The organism is Spirillospora sp. NPDC047418 (assembly GCF_040643275.1).
In the GTDB taxonomy this organism is placed as follows: domain Bacteria; phylum Actinomycetota; class Actinomycetes; order Streptosporangiales; family Streptosporangiaceae; genus Spirillospora.
In genome coordinates this window covers 22634-39544 of the sequence record NZ_JBEYTW010000012.1, presented here as the reverse complement: position 1 = coordinate 39544, position 16911 = coordinate 22634, and the positions used below count along the sequence as shown (strand labels likewise).

Genomic DNA, 16911 nt, shown 5'->3' with positions numbered 1-16911 from the left:
TCGCGCTCTGGGTTCGTTGAGTCGCTCAGCGACGTTCCTCGCGTTGTTTGCATGTCACACACAGGGTCGCACGCGGAAAGACCTGGAGGCGCGCCTTGCCGATCGGCCTGGCGCAGGACTCGCAGGTCCCGTACGTGCCGGCGTCCATCCGCTGGACGGCCCGCTCTATCTGGGCGAGCAGGTCCTGTGAATTGTAGGACAGTGCGAGCTCGTGCTCGCGCTCGTAGGTCTTGGCGCCCGCGTCGGCCTGGTCGTCGCCGGCCCCGTCGCTGCCGTCGCCCTCGGCGATCTGACTGGCGGACGCGGCGATCTCGGTGCGCAGGGCCGCCACCTGCTCCTGCAGCCCGGCCCGCACCTCGGCGAGCTCCGCGGCCGTCCAGCGGTGCTCGCCCTCGCGCACCGGCAGCTCCGCCGCCCTGGCCGCGCCGGCCGCCGCGGCCGGCGCCCCGGCCTCCGCGGGCTCCGCCGCGGTCCCGCCTGCCGGTTTCCGAACGGGCTTCTTCGCCGCGGGGGCCTTGCCCCGGGTCTTGCGGCCCGCCGCGGGCCGCTCCCCGGCGGGCGTCCCGCCGGCCGGCGGTCTCCCGGCCGGCGGTTCCCCGGCGGGCGGTTCTCCGGCGGGCAGCGTGCCCTTCGTCGCGCCGGCCATATCGGCCTCCCTCGCGCTGATCGCCTCGACGGGCAGTGCGGGCAGCATTGGTCCCCCTTCTCGGGCACGGTAAACAACCTGGGCCGTGGTACCGACCGCTTATGCCCGCCCGCCGATCGCCCGGAAACCCCGCGGCGGCGCACGGAATCGCAAAGGAACGGCCCGCCGCCCGCCGGGCCGGGCGGCGGCGGGAAACGGGGAAGATCCCGGCCCGCGCGTGCGTTAGAGTGCAGCGAGTAGTCGTACGGCAGGCCCTGACGGGGACACCTGCCGCCGAACGCGGCCATGAGCGACCCGGGGACGGTGCGAGCCCGGGGGCGAGCGCGGCGGTCTGATCACCCCCGAGCCGCCGGAAGAACCGCCCCGGACCCGGTCCGCGGGCGCGGTAGACCCGGCAGCCGAGACTCGAACGAAGCGGGCCGTGCCCTGGGCGCGGCCAAGGAGGGTGGTACCGCGGGGCTCGCGCCTCGTCCCTCCGGTCAACGTGGTCACGTCGATCCGGAGGTCCGCCATCGTGAGCCGAGCTTTTCGGCCGCTGCCCGCGCAGGTCGATCTGCCCGCGCTGGAGCGGGACATGCTGCGCCGCTGGCAGGAGAACAAGGTCTTCGAGCGGTCGCTGGAGCGCACCGCGTCCGGTGAGCCCTGGGTGTTCTACGAGGGCCCGCCCACCGCCAACGGCATGCCGGGCGTCCACCACGTCGAGGCCCGCGTCTTCAAGGACGTCTTCCCCCGCTTCAAGACCATGAAGGGCCACCACGTCCCTCGCAAGGCCGGCTGGGACTGCCACGGGCTGCCCGTCGAGGTCGCCGTGGAGAAGGAGCTCGGCCTCACCGGCAAGAAGGACATCGAGGAGTACGGCGTCGCGGAGTTCAACGCCCGCTGCCGCGAGTCGGTCCTGCGCCACGTGGACGCGTTCGAAGAGATGACCGAGCGCATGGGGTACTGGGTCAACACCGACCAGGCGTACCGGACGATGGACCCCGAGTACGTCGAGGCCGTCTGGTGGTCGCTGAAGCAGGTGTTCGACAAGGGCCTGCTGTTCCGCGACTTCCGCATCACCCCGTACTGCCCGCGCTGCGGGACGGGCCTGTCCGACCACGAGCTGGGCCAGCCCGGCGGGTACGAGACGGTGTCGAGCCCGTCGGTGTACGTGCGGATGCCCGTCACGTCCGGTCCGCTGGCCGAGATGGGCGCCGCGCTGCTCATCTGGACCACGACCCCGTGGACGCTGGTGTCCAACACAGCCGTGGCCGTCCACCCGGACGTCACCTACGTCGCGGCCCGCCCGGCGGGATCGGACGAGGTCCTCGTCGTTGCCGAACCCCTCGTCGACCAGGTGCTCGGTGAGGGCGCCGAGCGGCTCGCCGCCTTCCAGGGCACCGAGCTGGAGCGGACGACCTACACGCGGCCCTTCGACCTGGTCGACATCCCCGACGCGCACTACGTGGTGCTCGGCGACTACGTCACCGTCGAGGACGGCACCGGGCTCGTCCACCAGGCCCCCGCGTTCGGCGGCGACGACATGACCGTCTGCAAGCGGTACGGGATGCCCATCGTCAACCCGATCGGGCCGGACGGGCGCTTCCTGCGGGAGGTCCCCCTCGTCGGCAACAAGTTCTTCAAGGACGCCGACGAGCCGCTCACCGAGGACCTGCGCGCGCGCGGGCTGCTGTTCCGCGGCGGGCACTTCGAGCACAGCTACCCGCACTGCTGGCGCTGCCACACGCCGCTGCTCTACTACGCGCTCCCCGCCTGGTACATCCGGACCACGCAGATCAAGGACCGGCTGCTGGAGGAGAACGAGAAGACCAACTGGTACCCCGAGACGGTCAAGCACGGCCGGTACGGGGAATGGCTGCGCAACAACGTCGACTGGTCGCTGTCCCGCAGCCGCTACTGGGGCACTCCCCTCCCGCTGTGGGTCTGCGGCGGCGACGAGGAGCACGTCACGTGCGTCGGATCGCTCAAGGAGCTGGGCGAGCTGGCAGGGCGCGACCTGTCCGCGCTCGACCCGCACCGGCCGTATGTGGACGACGTGACGTTCGCGTGCCCTGCCCATGCCGGAGACGCGGAATCAGGCACGTGCGGGGCGGAGGCACGCCGCGTCCCCGACGTCATCGACGCCTGGTACGACTCGGGGTCGATGCCGTTCGCGCAGTGGGGCGCCCCCCACCGCAACAACGACGTCTTCGAGAACGCCTACCCGGCCCAGTACATCTGCGAGGCCCAGGACCAGACCCGCGGGTGGTTCTACTCCCTGATGGCCGTCGGGACGCTCGTGTTCGACCGGTCGTCCTACGAGAACGTCGTCTGCCTCGGCCTGATCCTCGCCGAGGACGGCCGGAAGATGAGCAAGCACCTCGGCAACGTGCTGCGGCCCATCCCGCTGATGGACGAGCACGGCGCCGACGCGGTGCGCTGGTTCATGGCCGCGAGCGGACTGCCCTGGGCGTCCCGCCGCGTCGGGCACGGCGCCCTGGAGGAGATCGTCCGCAAGGTCCTCCTCACGTACTGGAACACCGCCTCGTTCTTCGTCCTGTACGCCAACGCGGCCGAGTCGCAGGGGCGCGCCTGGACGCCGGACCGGCTGGCGGAGGCCCCTGCCCCCGCCGACCGGCCGCTGCTGGACCGCTGGGCGCTCGCCGAGCTGCACCGCACCGTCCGCGAGGTCGACGCGGCGCTGGAGGAGTTCGACACCGCCCGCGCGGGCCGGCGCCTCTCCCAGTTCGTGGACGACCTGTCGAACTGGTACGTGCGGCGGTCCCGGCGGCGCTTCTGGGAGGGCCCGGAGACCGCGGAGGGGTCCGCCGCGTTCGCGACGCTGTACGAGTGCCTGGAGACCCTCACCCGGCTGATGTCGCCGATCGTCCCGTTCATCACCGACCACGTCTGGGACGTCATCCGCCCCGAGGACGGCCCCGAGTCGGTCCACCTGACCGACTGGCCCGCCGTCGACGAGGGCCTCCTCGACGAGGCCCTGACCGCGCAGATGGCGCTCGTCCGGCGGCTGGTCGAGCTGGGCCGCTCCGCGCGGGCCGCGAGCGGCGTCCGGACCCGGCAGCCGCTCGGCCGCGCCCTCGTCGGCGCCCCCGGCTGGTCCGCGCTGCCCGCGCAGCTGCGGGCGCAGATCTCCGAGGAGCTGAACGTCCAGGCGTTCGAGGAGCTGTCCTCGATCGGCGGCGACCTCGTCGAGTACGAGGTCAAGCCGAACTTCCGGGAGCTCGGCAAGCGCTACGCCAAGGACACCCCGAAGGTCGCCAAGGCGATCACCTCCGCCGGCGCCGCGGACCTCGTGCGGGCGGTCCGCGCGGGCACGGCGCAGGTCGAGGCCGCCGAGCTCGGCACGGTGCCGCTGACGGCGGACGACGTGATCGTCACCGAGCGGCCGCGCAGCGGCTGGGCGGTGGAGAGCGCCGCCGGCGAGACCGTGGCGCTCGACCTCACCGTCACCCCGGAGCTGCGCCGCGCGGGGCTGGTGCGGGAGGCCGTCCGGCTCGTCCAGGAGGCCCGCAAGGCCGCCGGGCTGGAGGTCACCGACCGCATCGAGCTGTGGTGGGAGGCGAGCGGCACCGATCTCGCGGAGGCGCTGCGCGCCCACACCGCCGAGGTGGCGGCCGAGGTCCTGGCGACCGCGGTGAGCGAGGGCCGGCCCGCCGGCGTCCCCGCGACCCGCGACGAGGACTTGGGGCTGACCTACTACCTCCGCAAGAGCTGAGCCCCGCGGGGCTCGAACGCCTCCGCCGCGCCCGGCCGGATCCGGGCGCGGCGGAGAACTTTTCCGTAACGGGGTTCGTCGCGACACATCTCGTTTGCGATGATGGTCCGGTGAGTCTTCCCGAGCAGCCTTCCGGCTCCGAACCCCCGGCCCCGCCGTCACCCGCGAGCATGCGCGCGTCGGACGCCGACCGCGACGAGGTGGCCGACCGCCTGCGCGAGGCGCTGGCGGAAGGGCGCATCACGGCGGAGGAGCACGCCGAGCGCATCGACGCCGTCTACCAGGCCAGGACGTACGCCGACCTGGAACCCGTCCTCAGCGACCTGCCGTCCGAGCAGCCGCCGCACCCCCAGGTGAACCTCCGCAAGGAGCCCGCCCTCGCCCCGCCCCCCGCCCAGTCCCCCCACCTGGTGGCGATCTTCGCGGGGGCGCAGCGGAAGGGCCGCTGGCTGGCCGAGCCCACCACCAACGTCTCCTGCGTGTTCGGCGGCGTGGAACTCGACTTCCGGCAGGCGGTCCTCAGCCGGAACGAGGTGACCGTCAACATCACGTGCGTGTTCGGCGGGGTGGACATCACCGTCCCGCCGGGCGTCCGCGTCACCGAGTCCCCCACCGCGATCTTCGGCGGGAGCGACCTGCCGGAGGACGACACCGTGGACCCGGACGCGCCCGTCATCCGGCTCACCGGGATGGTGCTGTTCGGCGGCGTCTCGGTCAGCCGCCGCGCCGTCGGCGAGAAGGGCCGCCGCGGCCGGCACCGGGACATCCACGAGCTGCACCGCGAGCAGCACCGGGAGATCCGCGAGATGCACCGGGAGCGGCACGAGGAGCTCAGGCGGCACCGCGACGAGCGCCGTGACCGCCTCCGGGAGCTGCGCGACGAACGACACCGCGACCGCTGAGCCCGCCGACGGCCCTGCACGCGCGGAACCGCCGACCGTCCCCGGCCGGCGGTCCACCAGCACGCCGACCGCGTGCGGCCGACCGATCCCGCCGACCCCTCTCAGGCAGTCGGCCGGGCGGGTCGGTCGCGGGCGGGTCAGTCGCGGGCGCGCAGGCGGTCGGGCTGGCAGACCAGGCAGGGCGTGCAGCCACGGGACTTCGCCTCGGCGCGGGACAGCGACTCCAGGTCGTCGGCCTCGTCGCCGATGTCCTCGATGAGGGCGCAGTCGACGCGGTGGTAGCGCTTGGTGCCGCTGAGGATGCGCACCTGCGGGCCGTCCCCGGCCGGCTCGGCGGCGGGCTCGTCATCCGCGGAGTCCGCGGCGGACGGGCCGGATTCCGCGACCGGCCCGGGCGCGAGGGCGTCGCCCTCGCCGGCCCCGGCGGCGTCCTCGTCGCCGGAGTCGTCATCGGCCGTGTCGTGCGCATGGCGCGGCTTCGGGGTCGCCTCCGTACCGGTGTACGAGGCCGGGCCCAGGTCGACCGTGGCGTCCGGTGACGCGGAGTCGGCCTCAGCGGGCCTCTCCCAGACGGAGCGGGCCTCCGGCTCCCGGTCCCCGGGTTCGGGCTCCGCGGCCGTCTCCGGCGCGCTGGGCGCCTTCTCGGCCGCCTTGCCGAACAGCCCCGCGGCGGGCAGGTCGGTCAGCGTCGGCCCGGCCGGGTCCGCGGCGGGCGGTTCCGGCGCCGCGGGCTCGTCCGCGCGCGGGATCTCGGCCGTCCGGTCGAACGCGCCCTTCCGGTCGAAGGATCCGGGCGTGTCGGAGGAGGCGGGCCGATCGAAGGAGGCGGGCGTGTCGAACGACCGGGGCGTGTCGAAGGAGGTCGGCGCGGGCGCCGGCTCGGCCGGGCCCGCCGGTCCGCTCCCGGAGCGCTCCGGGCCGGGCTCGCGGCTCGCGGCCCCCGCCGTGCCCGGCGCGTCCCCGCGCGGGCCCTTGCCCGGGCCGGCCGACGCGGGCACCGACGCCGCGGCGCGCGCCGCGAGCGCGGTGTCGGGCAGGCAGGCGGTGCAGGGGCTGAACCCCTCCTCCTTGGCCTCGGCGTAGGTCAGTTCCTCGGCGTCGCGCCCGGCGAGCTGCCGGCACGTGTCGAGGTGGTAGCGCTTGCGGCCGCGGACGACGAACACCATCGCGTCGTCGGGGACGTCGGCGGGCGGAGCGGGCATCTCCAGCACGTCGTCGTCCGGGTCGGCGGCCGGGGCGGGCGGCGCCGGGACGCCCGCGGTGCCCTTGGCCGGCGCCGGGGGCGCGGCCTTCTTGCGCTTGTCCTTCTTGGCCCTCTTGCTCGCGCGGGCGGGCGCGGCCGAGGCACCGGAGCCCCAGAGCTCCTTGCGCCGCAGGAACACCCCGATGGCCAGGCACAGGGCGGAGATGATGCTGACGGCGATCGATATGTAGATCACCACCAGCGCGTCCAGGCCGAAGACCTGCGCGCTGTCTCCGTTGCCGGCGACGATTCCCGCTACCAGCAGGGCGATCGCCACCACCACGAGAACGCCACTCAGGATGATCACAGGGTCTCTCCCACTCGTTCGGACCGCTCGGCTCCGGACCCGCGCGAAGGGACCGGTGGCCGCCCTGTACGACCCCCCGGCATCACCGGGGTGGCGCCGCTGCCACGCCCGGCGCGGGGGTCGGGGACGACACTATCGCCTGCGGCGCCCGCGTCAGCGCCTGTCGTGCGGCGGGTTGTCGCCGCCCGCGTGGAACGCGCCGGTCGCCGAGTGCTGGACCTGCTGGCCGTGCTCGGCGGGCGGCGGGAACTGGCCGGGCGCGGAGGACGGGCCGCCGGCGCCGCCGTTGCGGTTGTCCGCGTGCGGCAGGCTGCTCTGCGGGCCGGTCTGCGGACCCTGGGGCGCGTTCTGCTGGGACTGGACGGGGGCCGCGCCCGGGACGGCGGCGAACGCGCCGGTCTCGGTGCTGCCCGCCTCCAGGTCGCGCAGCTGGCCCTCCAGGTACACCTTCAGGCGGCTGCGGTACTCGCGCTCGAAGGCGCGCAGGTTGTCGACCTCGCGCTCCAGCTCCTCGCGCTGCTGCACGAGCGAGCCCATGACCTGGCGGTGCCGCTCCTGGGCGTCGCGGTCGAGGGCCTCGGCGCGCGAGCGGGCCTCGCTGACGATCTGGTCGGCCTGCCGGCGGGCCTTGCCGAGGATCTCCTCGGCCTCGCGGCGGGCGCGGCCGAGCGTCTCGTCGGCCTCCCGGCGGGCGTCGGCGATCGCCTGGTCGGCGGTCTGCTGCGCGAGCGCGAGCACGCGGGCCGCGGTGTCCATGTTGTCCTCGCCGGAGGGCGCGGGCGCCATGCCGAGGCCGCCGAGGGGGGCGGGCTCCGGCTCGGGCTGCTGCTGCGGCTCCGGGCGGGGCGGCTCGGGGATCTTCTGGACGTCCGGCTTCGGCTCCACGATGGGAGCGGCCATGGCCGGGACCTTGCCGCGCAGGCATTCGGCGAGCTTGGCCCGCAGCTCCTCGTTCTCCTGGATGAGGCGGTCGAGCTCCGCCTCGACCTCGTCGAGGAAGGCGTCCACCTCCTCCTCGTCGTACCCCGGCCTCAGCCTGGTGGTACTGAACTGCTTGTTCCGCACGTCGGCGGGTGTCAGCGGCATGTTCTCGTCTCCTTGGCGCGCTTGGAGTCTGTCCCCGAAGGACGGTATCCGATCGGTCTAGGGACCGCCGAATACGGAGCCAATGACCATGATGAGGATCCAGACCACAAGGATGAGCACGGTGAAGCTGAGGTCCAGGGCAACGTTACCCAGCCGGACCGGCGGGATGAAACGCCTCAGCAGTTTCAGTGGCGGATCGGTGACGGTGTAGGTCGCCTCGGCGATCACCAGCACCACCCCGGACGGCTTCCATTGGCGGGCGAACGACTGCAGGACCTCCAGCACCAGCCTCCCGATCAGGAAGAGGAGGAAGAAGTACAGGAGGTACGTCAGTACCTGTCCAGCGATGTTCACGGATACTCTCTGCGACTCTCAGCTCTGGTTGAAGAACCCACGTTCCGCCATCCGGGCCTTGTCCTCCGCCGTCACCTCCACGTTGGCGGGCGACAGCAGGAACACCTTGTTCGTAACACGCTCAATGCTCCCGTGCAGGCCGAACACGAGACCCGCCGCGAAGTCGACCAGCCGCTTGGCATCGCTGTCGACCATCTCGGTCAGATTCATGATCACCGGTGTGCCCTCCCTGAAGTGCTCGCCGATGGTCCGTGCCTCGTTGTAGGTCCTGGGATGCAGAGTAGTGATACGAGCGAGGTCGGTGGTACCGGACTCGTAGAGCGCCACGGAGCGTCGCTCTATGGTCGGCGTGGAGTGATGGTCGCGATCCCGGTCCGCGGTCTCTTCCGCTCGGGTAAGCTGACCGCCGGATTCGTCCTCGCGACGACGGCTCTGACCGGGGTCGGTCTCGTCGTCGTATACCTCGTACTCGTCGTAGTCGCCGTACTTGTCGTCGTAACGGTCGTCCTCCACAAGGCCGAGGTAGACCGCCATCTTGCGCATCGCGCTGGCCATACGCCCCTCCGTGTCCTGTGGTGGCGGCTCCGGGCGCGTCCGGTGCCGCCGGTGGACTGGTCCGACGTGGCGACCCGCGTTCCGGCAGGTACCACTGGGGGGACATTACCTGACGATTGCCCGTCGGCCGCCGAGCAACGCCGTACCGACCCGCAGGTGTGTCGCGCCGCACGCGATCGCCTGTTCCAAGTCGCCGCTCATACCCGCACTGACGATCCGGGCGTCCGGATGGTTCCTTCGCATCTCCTCCGCCACCCCCGCGAGCCGGGCGAAGGCGGGCAGCGGGTCGGGGCCGAGCGGCGCGACGGCCATCACACCGCCGAGCTCCAGGCCGGCGGCCTCCGCGATCGCACCGGCCACCTCCGGCACGGCGCCGGGAGCCGCGCCGCCCCGCCCGCCGGCGGGGTCCTCGTCCAGCGACACCTGGACGAGGCAGCGCAGCGTGCGGCCGGCGCGGACGGCGGCGTCCGACAGGGCGGCGACCAGCCGGGGGCGGTCCACCGAGTGCACGACGTCGGCGTAGCCGGCCACCGCGCGGGCCTTGTTGGTCTGCAGCCTGCCGACGAAGTGCCAGGTCAGCGGGAGGCCGGCGCATTCGGCGGCCTTGGGGCGGGCCTCCTGGTCGCGGTTCTCGCCGACGTCGGCGAGGCCGAGTCCGGCCAGCAGCCGCACATCGGAGGCGGGGAAGGTCTTGGTCACCGCGATGAGCGTGATCCCGCTCTCGTCCCGGCCGGCGGCGGCGCAGGCGGCGGCGATGCGGGCGCGCACCGCGGCGAGGCCCTCGGCGAGCTCCGCGCGGCGCTCGTCCGGGGCGGGCCTTCCCTGCTCGCCCTCCTCGGTCACGCGGCGTCCTCCGCCGAGTCGCCGGTGAGCCAGACGTATCCGGCGAAGCGGCCGGTGCTCCCCTCGCGGCGGTAGGAGAAGAGGTCCGGGTCCTCGATGGTGCAGCGCGGGTCGACGGCGGCGCCGGCCACCCCGGCGGACGCGAGCTGCTCGGCGACGCCGGCGCGGATGTCCAGGCCGGGGGTGCCCCGGGACGTGGTGGAGTACGCGGCGGGCGCGACGGCGGCGACCTCGTCCCGCATCGCGGCGGGCACCTCGTAGCAGCGGCCGCACGCGGCGGGGCCGATCGCGGCGGTCATCCGCGCGGGGTCGGCACCCCGCTCGCACATCGCCTTCACCAGCGCCGGGACGACCCCGGCGGCCGTGCCGGGACGGCCGGAGTGGGCGGCGCCGACGACCCCGGCGACGGGGTCGGCCAGCAGCACGGGCGCGCAGTCGGCGACGAGGACGGCGAGGGCGAGCCCCGGGACGGTCGTGACGACGGCGTCGACGGGGCCGGGGGTCTCGGGGGAGGTGACGAACGCGACGTCCGCGCCGTGCACCTGCCGCATGAACACGGTGCGGCCGGGGTCGACGCCGAGCGCCCCGGCGGCGCGCCGCCGGTTGCCGTGCACGGCGGCGGGGTCGTCGCCGACCGCGCCGCCCAGGTTCAGGGAGTCGTAGGGGGGCCTGCTCACGCCGCCGGCGCGGCCGGTGAAGGCGGCGCCGACGCCGTCGCCCAGGGCGACGGTGGTGATCACTTCAGGAAGTCGGGGACATCGAGGTCGTCGTCCTCGTCGAACACCACGGGGCGGCGGCGCTGCCCGGCGGAGGCGGGGCCGCCGTCGCTCTCGCCCGCGTGCACGCGGGTGGAGCCCTGCTCGGTGGGCTGCCGCGGCGCGGGCGTGCGGGAGCCGGCGGACTCGCCGCCGTCCCGGTCCCCCGGCGGGCCGGCCGACGCGTGCTCCGGCCGGGCCTGCTCGCCGCGGTCGCCGCGCTCCGCCACCCGGTCGTCGTGGCCCTGCGCGCGGTCGCCGTCGGCGCGCACCGCCGGGGCCGGCGCGGTCGGCTGCGCCGGAGCCGGCGGCTGCGGCGCGGCGGCGGCCTGCGCCACCGACGGCTGCGTCCCCGGCTGGCCCGCCGGCCGGCCCGCCTGCTGGCCGCTCGCCGGCTCGGCCCGCCCGACCCTGCTCGGGATCGGGTTGGCCGGGGCGGCGGGCGCCGCGGGCGGCGGCACCGGGCGGGGCGGGGGCGGCGGCAGCCGCTTGCTCTCGGGTTCGGGGACCGGCTTGGCGGGTCGGCCCTCGTCAAAACCCGCCGCGATCACCGTGACCCGGACCTCGTCGCCGAGGGCGTCGTCGATGACCGCGCCGAAGATGATGTTGGCGTCCGGGGCCGCGGCGTTCGACACGAGCTGCGCGGCCTCGTTGATCTCGAACAGCCCGAGGTCGGAGCCGCCGGAGATGGACAGCAGCACGCCGTGCGCGCCGTCGATGCTGGCCTCCAGCAGCGGGCTGGAGATCGCCATCTCGGCGGCGGCGACGCTGCGGTCGTCGCCGCGCGCGGAGCCGATGCCCATCAGCGCCGAGCCGGCGCCGGACATGACCGACTTGACGTCGGCGAAGTCCAGGTTGATCAGGCCCGGGGTGGTGATGAGGTCGGTGATGCCCTGGACACCGGACAGCAGCACCTGGTCGGCGGCCTTGAAGGCGTCCAGCACGCTGACCTGCCGGTCGGAGATCGACAGCAGCCGGTCGTTGGGGATGACGATGAGGGTGTCGACCTCGTCGCGCAGCGTCTCGATGCCGGCCTCGGCCTGCATGGCGCGGCGCTTGCCCTCGAAGCTGAACGGGCGGGTGACGACTCCTATGGTGAGCGCGCCGAGGGTGCGGGCGATGTTGGCGACCACGGGCGCGCCGCCGGTGCCGGTGCCGCCGCCCTCACCGGCGGTGACGAACACCATGTCGGCGCCCTTGAGGACCTCCTCGATCTCCTCCCGGTGGTCCTCGGCGGCCTTGCGGCCGACGTCCGGGTTGGCCCCGGCGCCGAGGCCGCGGGTGAGCTCGCGGCCCACGTCCAGTTTCACGTCGGCGTCACTCATCAGCAGCGCCTGGGCGTCCGTGTTGATCGCGATGAACTCGACGCCCTTGAGACCCTCTTCGATCATCCGGTTGACGGCGTTGACGCCGCCGCCGCCGATGCCGACGACCTTGATGACCGCGAGGTAGTTCTGCGGTGCTGCCACGACGAGGGGCCTTTCCGCTCTCTCCGACCGCCCTGCCCGGTCCGATCGACCGTGCCGCCGCGGTGTTCCCGACCTGTGCACTGGGGCGGGGCCGAAACCCTCACCCTCAACTTGAGGCTTACAGTTATGTCAACCTGAAGACTGATACGGACAGTAGGGCGGCCTTACCGCCAGGGTCAACTAACCTCCCCCGAACTCCACCGGCGTGTCGCACCTGGCACAGGTTTGCCCTGGTTGGCGTCGGACGGTCGTCCGATCCGCGGCCCGCGTGCACCGGCATGCCCCTCCCTCGTCCGCCTCGATCCGGCATGACCGTTCCAGCGTGCCCCATCAGCCCGCCGGAATCGCCGCGACACACGCACCCGGTCCACTTCCCCGGATCAGTTCGTCCAGATCACTTCGTCTTGAGGACCCCGGGGGAGCTGATGTCGACGGTGCGGATGGCCCGCCCGGCCGCGGTGCGCCGCACGGCGTCCAGCAGCCTGGTCTTCTCTCCTGCCCCCTCGGCGGCGCCCCACACCACCGTCTGCCCGTCCTTCATGTGCAGCGTGACCGCCTCGGGACCGGTGGCCTCCACCTCGCCCAGCCCGCCGCGCAGCCGCCCCGGCAGACCGGTCAGCACGGTCAGCGCCGCGCGTGTCGCCTGGTCGGACGGCCCCGGCGAGGCGGCCGTCAGCACCGGCAGCCCGGACGGGCGGGACTCCCCGTCGGCCACCACGACCCCGTGCCGGTCGAGCAGGTGGTAGCGCCCGTCGCGCTCGAAGACCGCGACCGGCACCCGCTCGCGCACCACGATCCGGACCGTGCCCGGCCAGTGCCGCTCGATCTCCGCCGACTCGACCTCGCGGAGCCGCTCCACCCGCTCGGCGACCGCGCCGGTGCGCAGCCGCGCCATCGGCGTGCCGAGGTCGATCGCGGCGGCGGCGACGATCCGGTCGTGCGGCGCCAGGCCGGCGCCGGACACCTCCACATGCCGCACCACCAGCAGCCGGGAGCCGAGCAGCACCCAGGTCACCAGGCCGAGCGCGCCGACGACCAGCAGCGTGACGAAGATCGCCTTCCACCGGTTCGGGCGGCCGCGCCCGGCGTCCGGCTCCCGCGGCGGGGCCGCACGCCGGTCCGTCCGCGCCTCGGTCATGACCCAAGCTTGACAGTTCTCTCCCCCGGCGCGGCCGACCGCGCGGGCGGCGGCGTGTCACTCACGCCGCGGCGCGCCCGCTCACGACGCGGCGTGCCCGCTCATGACGCGGCGAGGCGGTCCAGGACGAGCGGCCCGAGCTGCGTCACGTCGCCCGCGCCCAGCGTGATGACGACGTCGCCGGGCCGGGCGAGGGACGCCGCGAGGCCGGGCACCTCGTCCCGGGCGGGCGCGTACACGGTCTCGGTGCCGGCCGGGACGGCGTCGGCGACGAGCGCGCCGGTCACGCCGGGCTCCGGGTCCTCGCGGGCCCCGTACACGTCCAGCACGACGGCGACGTCGGCCAGGCCGAGCGCGGCGCCGAACTCCGCGGCGAAGAACCGGGTGCGGCTGTACAGGTGCGGCTGGAAGACCGCGACGATCCGCCCGCCCCGCGCCTGCTCCCCCAGGTAGTCGCGGGTGGCCTCCAGGTCGGCGGTCAGCTCGGTCGGGTGGTGGGCGTAGCTGTCGAACACCTCGACGCCGCCCGCCGCGCCCTTGCGCTCCAGCCGCCGCATCGCGCCGCCGAACGCGGCCAGGCCCGCCCGCACGGCCGCGCCGTCCACCCCGAGGGCCTGCGCGACCGCGATGACGGCGGCGGCGTTGAGCGCGTTGTGCCGGCCCGGCACCGCCAGCGCGACTTCGCCGGCCCCCTCGATCTCGAACCGGGAGCCGAGGCCGCGCGGGGTGAAACCGGTCACCCGCAGGTCGGCGCGCGCGGCCTGCCCGTAGGTGCGGACGGTCAGCCCGCGCGCCCGCGCGAGGCCGGCGAGCTCCATCGCGACCGGGTCGTCGGCGCCCGCGACGAGCGTCCCGCCCGGCTCGACCCGGTCGACGAACCGGGCGAAGTTCTCCTTCACCATCTCGAAGCCGCCGTAGTTGTCGAGGTGGTCGGCCTCGACGTTGGTGACGACCGCGATGTGCGGCGTGTACATGAGGAACGAGCCGTCGCTCTCGTCGGCCTCGGCGACGAACACGTCGCCGGACCCCTCGTCCGCGCCGAGGCCGGTGGTGACCAGCTGCCCGCCGATGCAGTAGGACGGGTCGGCGCCCGCGTGCTGGAGCGCGACCGTCAGCATCGACGTGGTGGTGGTCTTGCCGTGCGTCCCGGCGACGGCGACCGCGCGGCGGCCCGCCATCAGCGACGCGAGCGCCGCCGACCGGTGCAGGACGCGCAGCCCCCGCCCGCGGGCGGCGACCAGCTCGGGGTTGGTCTCCCGGATCGCCGTGGAGACCACCACCGTGTCGGCCTCGCCCAGGTACGCGGCGTCGTGCCCGACGAAGACCTTGGCGCCGAGGTCGCCGAGCTGGGCGAGCAGCTCGGAGTCGCGGGCGTCGCTGCCGGACACGGCCATGCCGCGCCGCAGCATGATGCGGGCGATGCCGGACATCCCGGCACCGCCGATCGCGATGAAGTGGACCCTGCCGAGCTCGCCGGCCGGCACGACCTCCCCCGGGTCGATCAGGCTCATCGCGCGGCGCCCGCTTGGCGGACCACGTCGTACACCATCCGGGCGAGCGCGACGTCGGCGTCGCGGCGGCCCATCCGGCCGGCGGCCTCCGACATGTGCGCGACCCGGGCCGGGTCGGCCAGCACCGGCAGCAGGTTCCGGGCGATCCAGTCGGGCGACAGCTCGGCGTTGTCGACGAGCATGCCGCCGCCCGCCGCGACGATCGGCTCGGCGTTGAGGCGCTGCTCGCCGTTGCCGATCGGGAGCGGCACGTACACCGCGGGCAGCGCGACCGCGGCCAGCTCGGCGCAGGTCATCGCGCCCGCGCGGCACATGGCCATGTCGGCGGCGGCGTAGGCGAGGTCCATCCGGTCGCAGTAGGGGATCGTGACGTACTGCGGGCCGCCGGCCGCGGGCTCGGGCTCCTCGGTGTTCTTCGGCCCGACGATGTGCAGCACCTGGATGCCGGCCTGCCGGAAGTAGGGCGCGGAGGCCACCGCGGCCTGGTTCAGCGACCGGGCGCCCTGCGAGCCGCCGAAGATCAGCAGCGTGGGCAGGTCGGGCAGCAGCCCGAAGTAGGAGCGGGCCTTGTCGCCCATCGCGAGCCGGTCCAGGGTGGCGATCTCGCGGCGCAGCGGGATGCCGACGAACGTCGGGTTCGGCAGCGGCGAGTCGGCGTGCGAGACGGCGACGTGCTCGGTGAACCGGGCGCCGAGCTTGTTGGCGAGGCCGGGCTTGGGGTTGGCCTCGTGCACGATGATCGGCACCTTGCGCTTGCGGGCCGCGAGGTAGCCGGGGGTGGCGACGTAGCCGCCGAAGCCGACGAGGATGTCGGCCTGGGCCTGGTCCAGGACGTTCGCCGCCGCGTTGATCGCGCCGCGCAGCCGGCCGGGGACCGACAGCAGCTGCGGGGTCAGCGTGCGCGGCAGCGGCACCGGCGGGATCAGCGCGAGCTCGTAGCCCCGCTGCGGGACGAGACGGGTCTCCAGCCCCCGCTCGGTCCCGAGGCAGACGATCCCGGTGTTCGGGTCGTTGCGGCGCAGCGCGTCGGCGAGGGCCAGGGCGGGCTCGATGTGTCCGGCGGTGCCCCCGCCGGCCAGGACAACCCTCATGCTCGTTGACAACTCCTCAGCGTGGTCGAAAGGGGGGATTTCAACGCCGTGCCAGACCCAGCCAGCTTAGAGCCCTCACGACGGGTCCGGGGCCACGTGCGGAGAGTGCCTGCCGCGCGCCGGGCTCGCGCTTGGCGAACGACAGCAGCATCCCGAGCGCGAACAGCGTCGGGATGAGCGCCGACCCGCCGTAGGACACCAGCGGGAGCGGGATCCCCGTGATGGGCAGGACGGCGATGACGGCGCCGATGTTCACGACCGCCTGCACGACGATCCAGGCGGTGGCGCCCGCGGCGGCGAGCCGGGTGAACGGGTCCTTCACCCGCCGCGCGATCCGCAGCCCGGCGTAGGCGAGCATCCCGAACATGCCGAGGACGACGAGGGTGCCGACCAGGCCGAACTCCTCCCCCACGATCGCGAAGATGAAGTCGGTGTCGGCGTGCGGGAGGTAGTCCCACTTGGCGCGGCCCTCGCCGAGGCCGGTGCCGAACAGGCCGCCGGACGCGAGCGCGTACAGCCCCTGCGTGCCCTGGTAGTTGGTGGTGAGCTTGTTGCCGGACGGGTCGAGGTAGCCGGTGAGGCGCTGCAGCCGGTACGGCTCGACGACGATGAGGATCGACACCAGCAGCGCGACCAGCCCGGCGATGCCGACGAACAGCCGCCCGGGCGCGCCGACAACCCACAGCAGCGCCAGGAAGATGGTGAGGAGCACCAGCGTGGTGCCGAGGTCGCTGCCGAGCATCACCAGCAGGACCAGGACGCCGGCGCCCGGCATCAGCGGGACCAGCAGCGGCCGCCACTCGGTGAGCTGGCCGAGCCGGTCCTTGCGGGCCAGCAGGTCGGCGCCCCAGAGCACGAGGGCGAGCTTGGCGAGCTCGGACGGCTGGATCTGCACCGGCCCGAGGTCGACCCAGCGGGTGGCGCCGCCCGCGCTGCGGCCGAGCCCGGGGACGAGCACCAGCGCCAGGCAGACGATCGACAGCAGCAGCATCGGGTAGGCGAGGGCGCGGAACGTCTTCACCGGCAGCCGGGACGCCAGCCACATGCCGGGCAGCCCGATCACGACCCACACGGCCTGCTTCTGGAACAGCGTGTACGCCGAACCGGTCGCCTGGAGCTGCTTCACGCTGGAGGCCGACAGCACCATCGTCAGCCCGAGCGCGAGCAGCATCATCGAGCAGCCCAGCACCAGGTAGTAGGAGGTGAGGGGCCGGTCGAGCAGCCCGACGGCGGCGACCACCTGCTCCCGTGGCCCCGGCCGCCGGCCGCCCTCCTCCTCGGCCGCGGCGGTCACGG

General features: G+C 74.1%; 14 protein-coding genes. 2 read left to right on the top strand and 12 right to left on the bottom strand.

The genetic code is table 11. The features are described from left to right. Positions 1–25 precede the first annotated feature (25 nt). Complete coding sequence (locus ABZ806_RS10110; RefSeq protein WP_500216647.1) at positions 26–406, bottom strand: TraR/DksA family transcriptional regulator; 381 nt, start codon at positions 404–406, stop codon at positions 26–28. Between the two features lie 754 nt (positions 407–1160). On the opposite strand from ABZ806_RS10110, the gene ileS reads away from it, so the two are divergent. Next, the gene (ileS, locus tag ABZ806_RS10105) at positions 1161–4361 is read left to right on the top strand and encodes an isoleucine--tRNA ligase (RefSeq protein ID WP_500216532.1); all 3201 of its coding nucleotides are present in this window, start codon (positions 1161–1163) and stop codon (positions 4359–4361) included. A 110-nt stretch (positions 4362–4471) separates the two neighbouring features. Then, complete coding sequence (locus ABZ806_RS10100) at positions 4472–5263, top strand: DUF1707 SHOCT-like domain-containing protein (RefSeq protein WP_500216531.1); 792 nt, start codon at positions 4472–4474, stop codon at positions 5261–5263. 137 nt (positions 5264–5400) lie between these two features. Here ABZ806_RS10100 and ABZ806_RS10095 read toward each other — a convergent pair whose 3' ends face one another. From ABZ806_RS10095 to ftsW, 11 genes are all read right to left on the bottom strand, one after another. Next, entirely contained in the window at positions 5401–6813 is a 1413-nt protein-coding gene (locus ABZ806_RS10095) for a hypothetical protein (protein WP_500216530.1), read from the bottom strand. A 153-nt stretch (positions 6814–6966) separates the two neighbouring features. After that, positions 6967–7899 carry a DivIVA domain-containing protein gene (locus ABZ806_RS10090; protein ID WP_500216529.1) on the bottom strand — a complete coding sequence of 311 codons (933 nt, stop codon included), beginning with the start codon at positions 7897–7899 and terminating at the stop codon, positions 6967–6969. A gap of 57 nt (positions 7900–7956) precedes the next feature. Continuing rightward, positions 7957–8253, bottom strand: coding sequence for a YggT family protein (locus ABZ806_RS10085; RefSeq protein ID WP_500216528.1), 297 nt, complete (start codon positions 8251–8253; stop codon positions 7957–7959). A gap of 18 nt (positions 8254–8271) precedes the next feature. Beyond that, positions 8272–8808 carry a cell division protein SepF gene (locus tag ABZ806_RS10080; protein WP_500216527.1) on the bottom strand — a complete coding sequence of 179 codons (537 nt, stop codon included), beginning with the start codon at positions 8806–8808 and terminating at the stop codon, positions 8272–8274. 105 nt (positions 8809–8913) lie between these two features. Then, positions 8914–9651, bottom strand: coding sequence for a YggS family pyridoxal phosphate-dependent enzyme (locus ABZ806_RS10075; RefSeq protein ID WP_500216526.1), 738 nt, complete (start codon positions 9649–9651; stop codon positions 8914–8916). Beyond that, complete coding sequence (gene pgeF / locus ABZ806_RS10070; protein WP_500216525.1) at positions 9648–10391, bottom strand: peptidoglycan editing factor PgeF; 744 nt, start codon at positions 10389–10391, stop codon at positions 9648–9650. Before pgeF ends, ABZ806_RS10075 begins: the two co-directional genes overlap by 4 nt. Next, positions 10388–11875, bottom strand: a complete 1488-nt coding sequence (gene ftsZ, locus ABZ806_RS10065) for a cell division protein FtsZ (protein WP_500216524.1) — start codon at positions 11873–11875, stop codon at positions 10388–10390. The genes pgeF and ftsZ overlap by 4 nt, the downstream gene beginning before the upstream one ends. A 394-nt stretch (positions 11876–12269) precedes the next feature. Next, positions 12270–13013, bottom strand: coding sequence for a cell division protein FtsQ/DivIB (locus tag ABZ806_RS10060; RefSeq protein ID WP_500216523.1), 744 nt, complete (start codon positions 13011–13013; stop codon positions 12270–12272). A 101-nt stretch (positions 13014–13114) separates the two neighbouring features. After that, complete coding sequence (gene murC, locus ABZ806_RS10055; RefSeq protein WP_500216522.1) at positions 13115–14524, bottom strand: UDP-N-acetylmuramate--L-alanine ligase; 1410 nt, start codon at positions 14522–14524, stop codon at positions 13115–13117. Beyond that, positions 14521–15615 (bottom strand): undecaprenyldiphospho-muramoylpentapeptide beta-N-acetylglucosaminyltransferase, encoded by a 1095-nt coding sequence (gene murG / locus ABZ806_RS10050; RefSeq protein WP_500216521.1) that lies wholly within the window; start codon positions 15613–15615, stop codon positions 14521–14523. The genes murC and murG overlap by 4 nt, the downstream gene beginning before the upstream one ends. Positions 15616–15655: 40 nt before the next feature. Further along, positions 15656–16909 carry a putative lipid II flippase FtsW gene (gene ftsW / locus ABZ806_RS10045; protein WP_500216520.1) on the bottom strand — a complete coding sequence of 418 codons (1254 nt, stop codon included), beginning with the start codon at positions 16907–16909 and terminating at the stop codon, positions 15656–15658. Between the last annotated feature and the right edge of the window lie 2 nt (positions 16910–16911).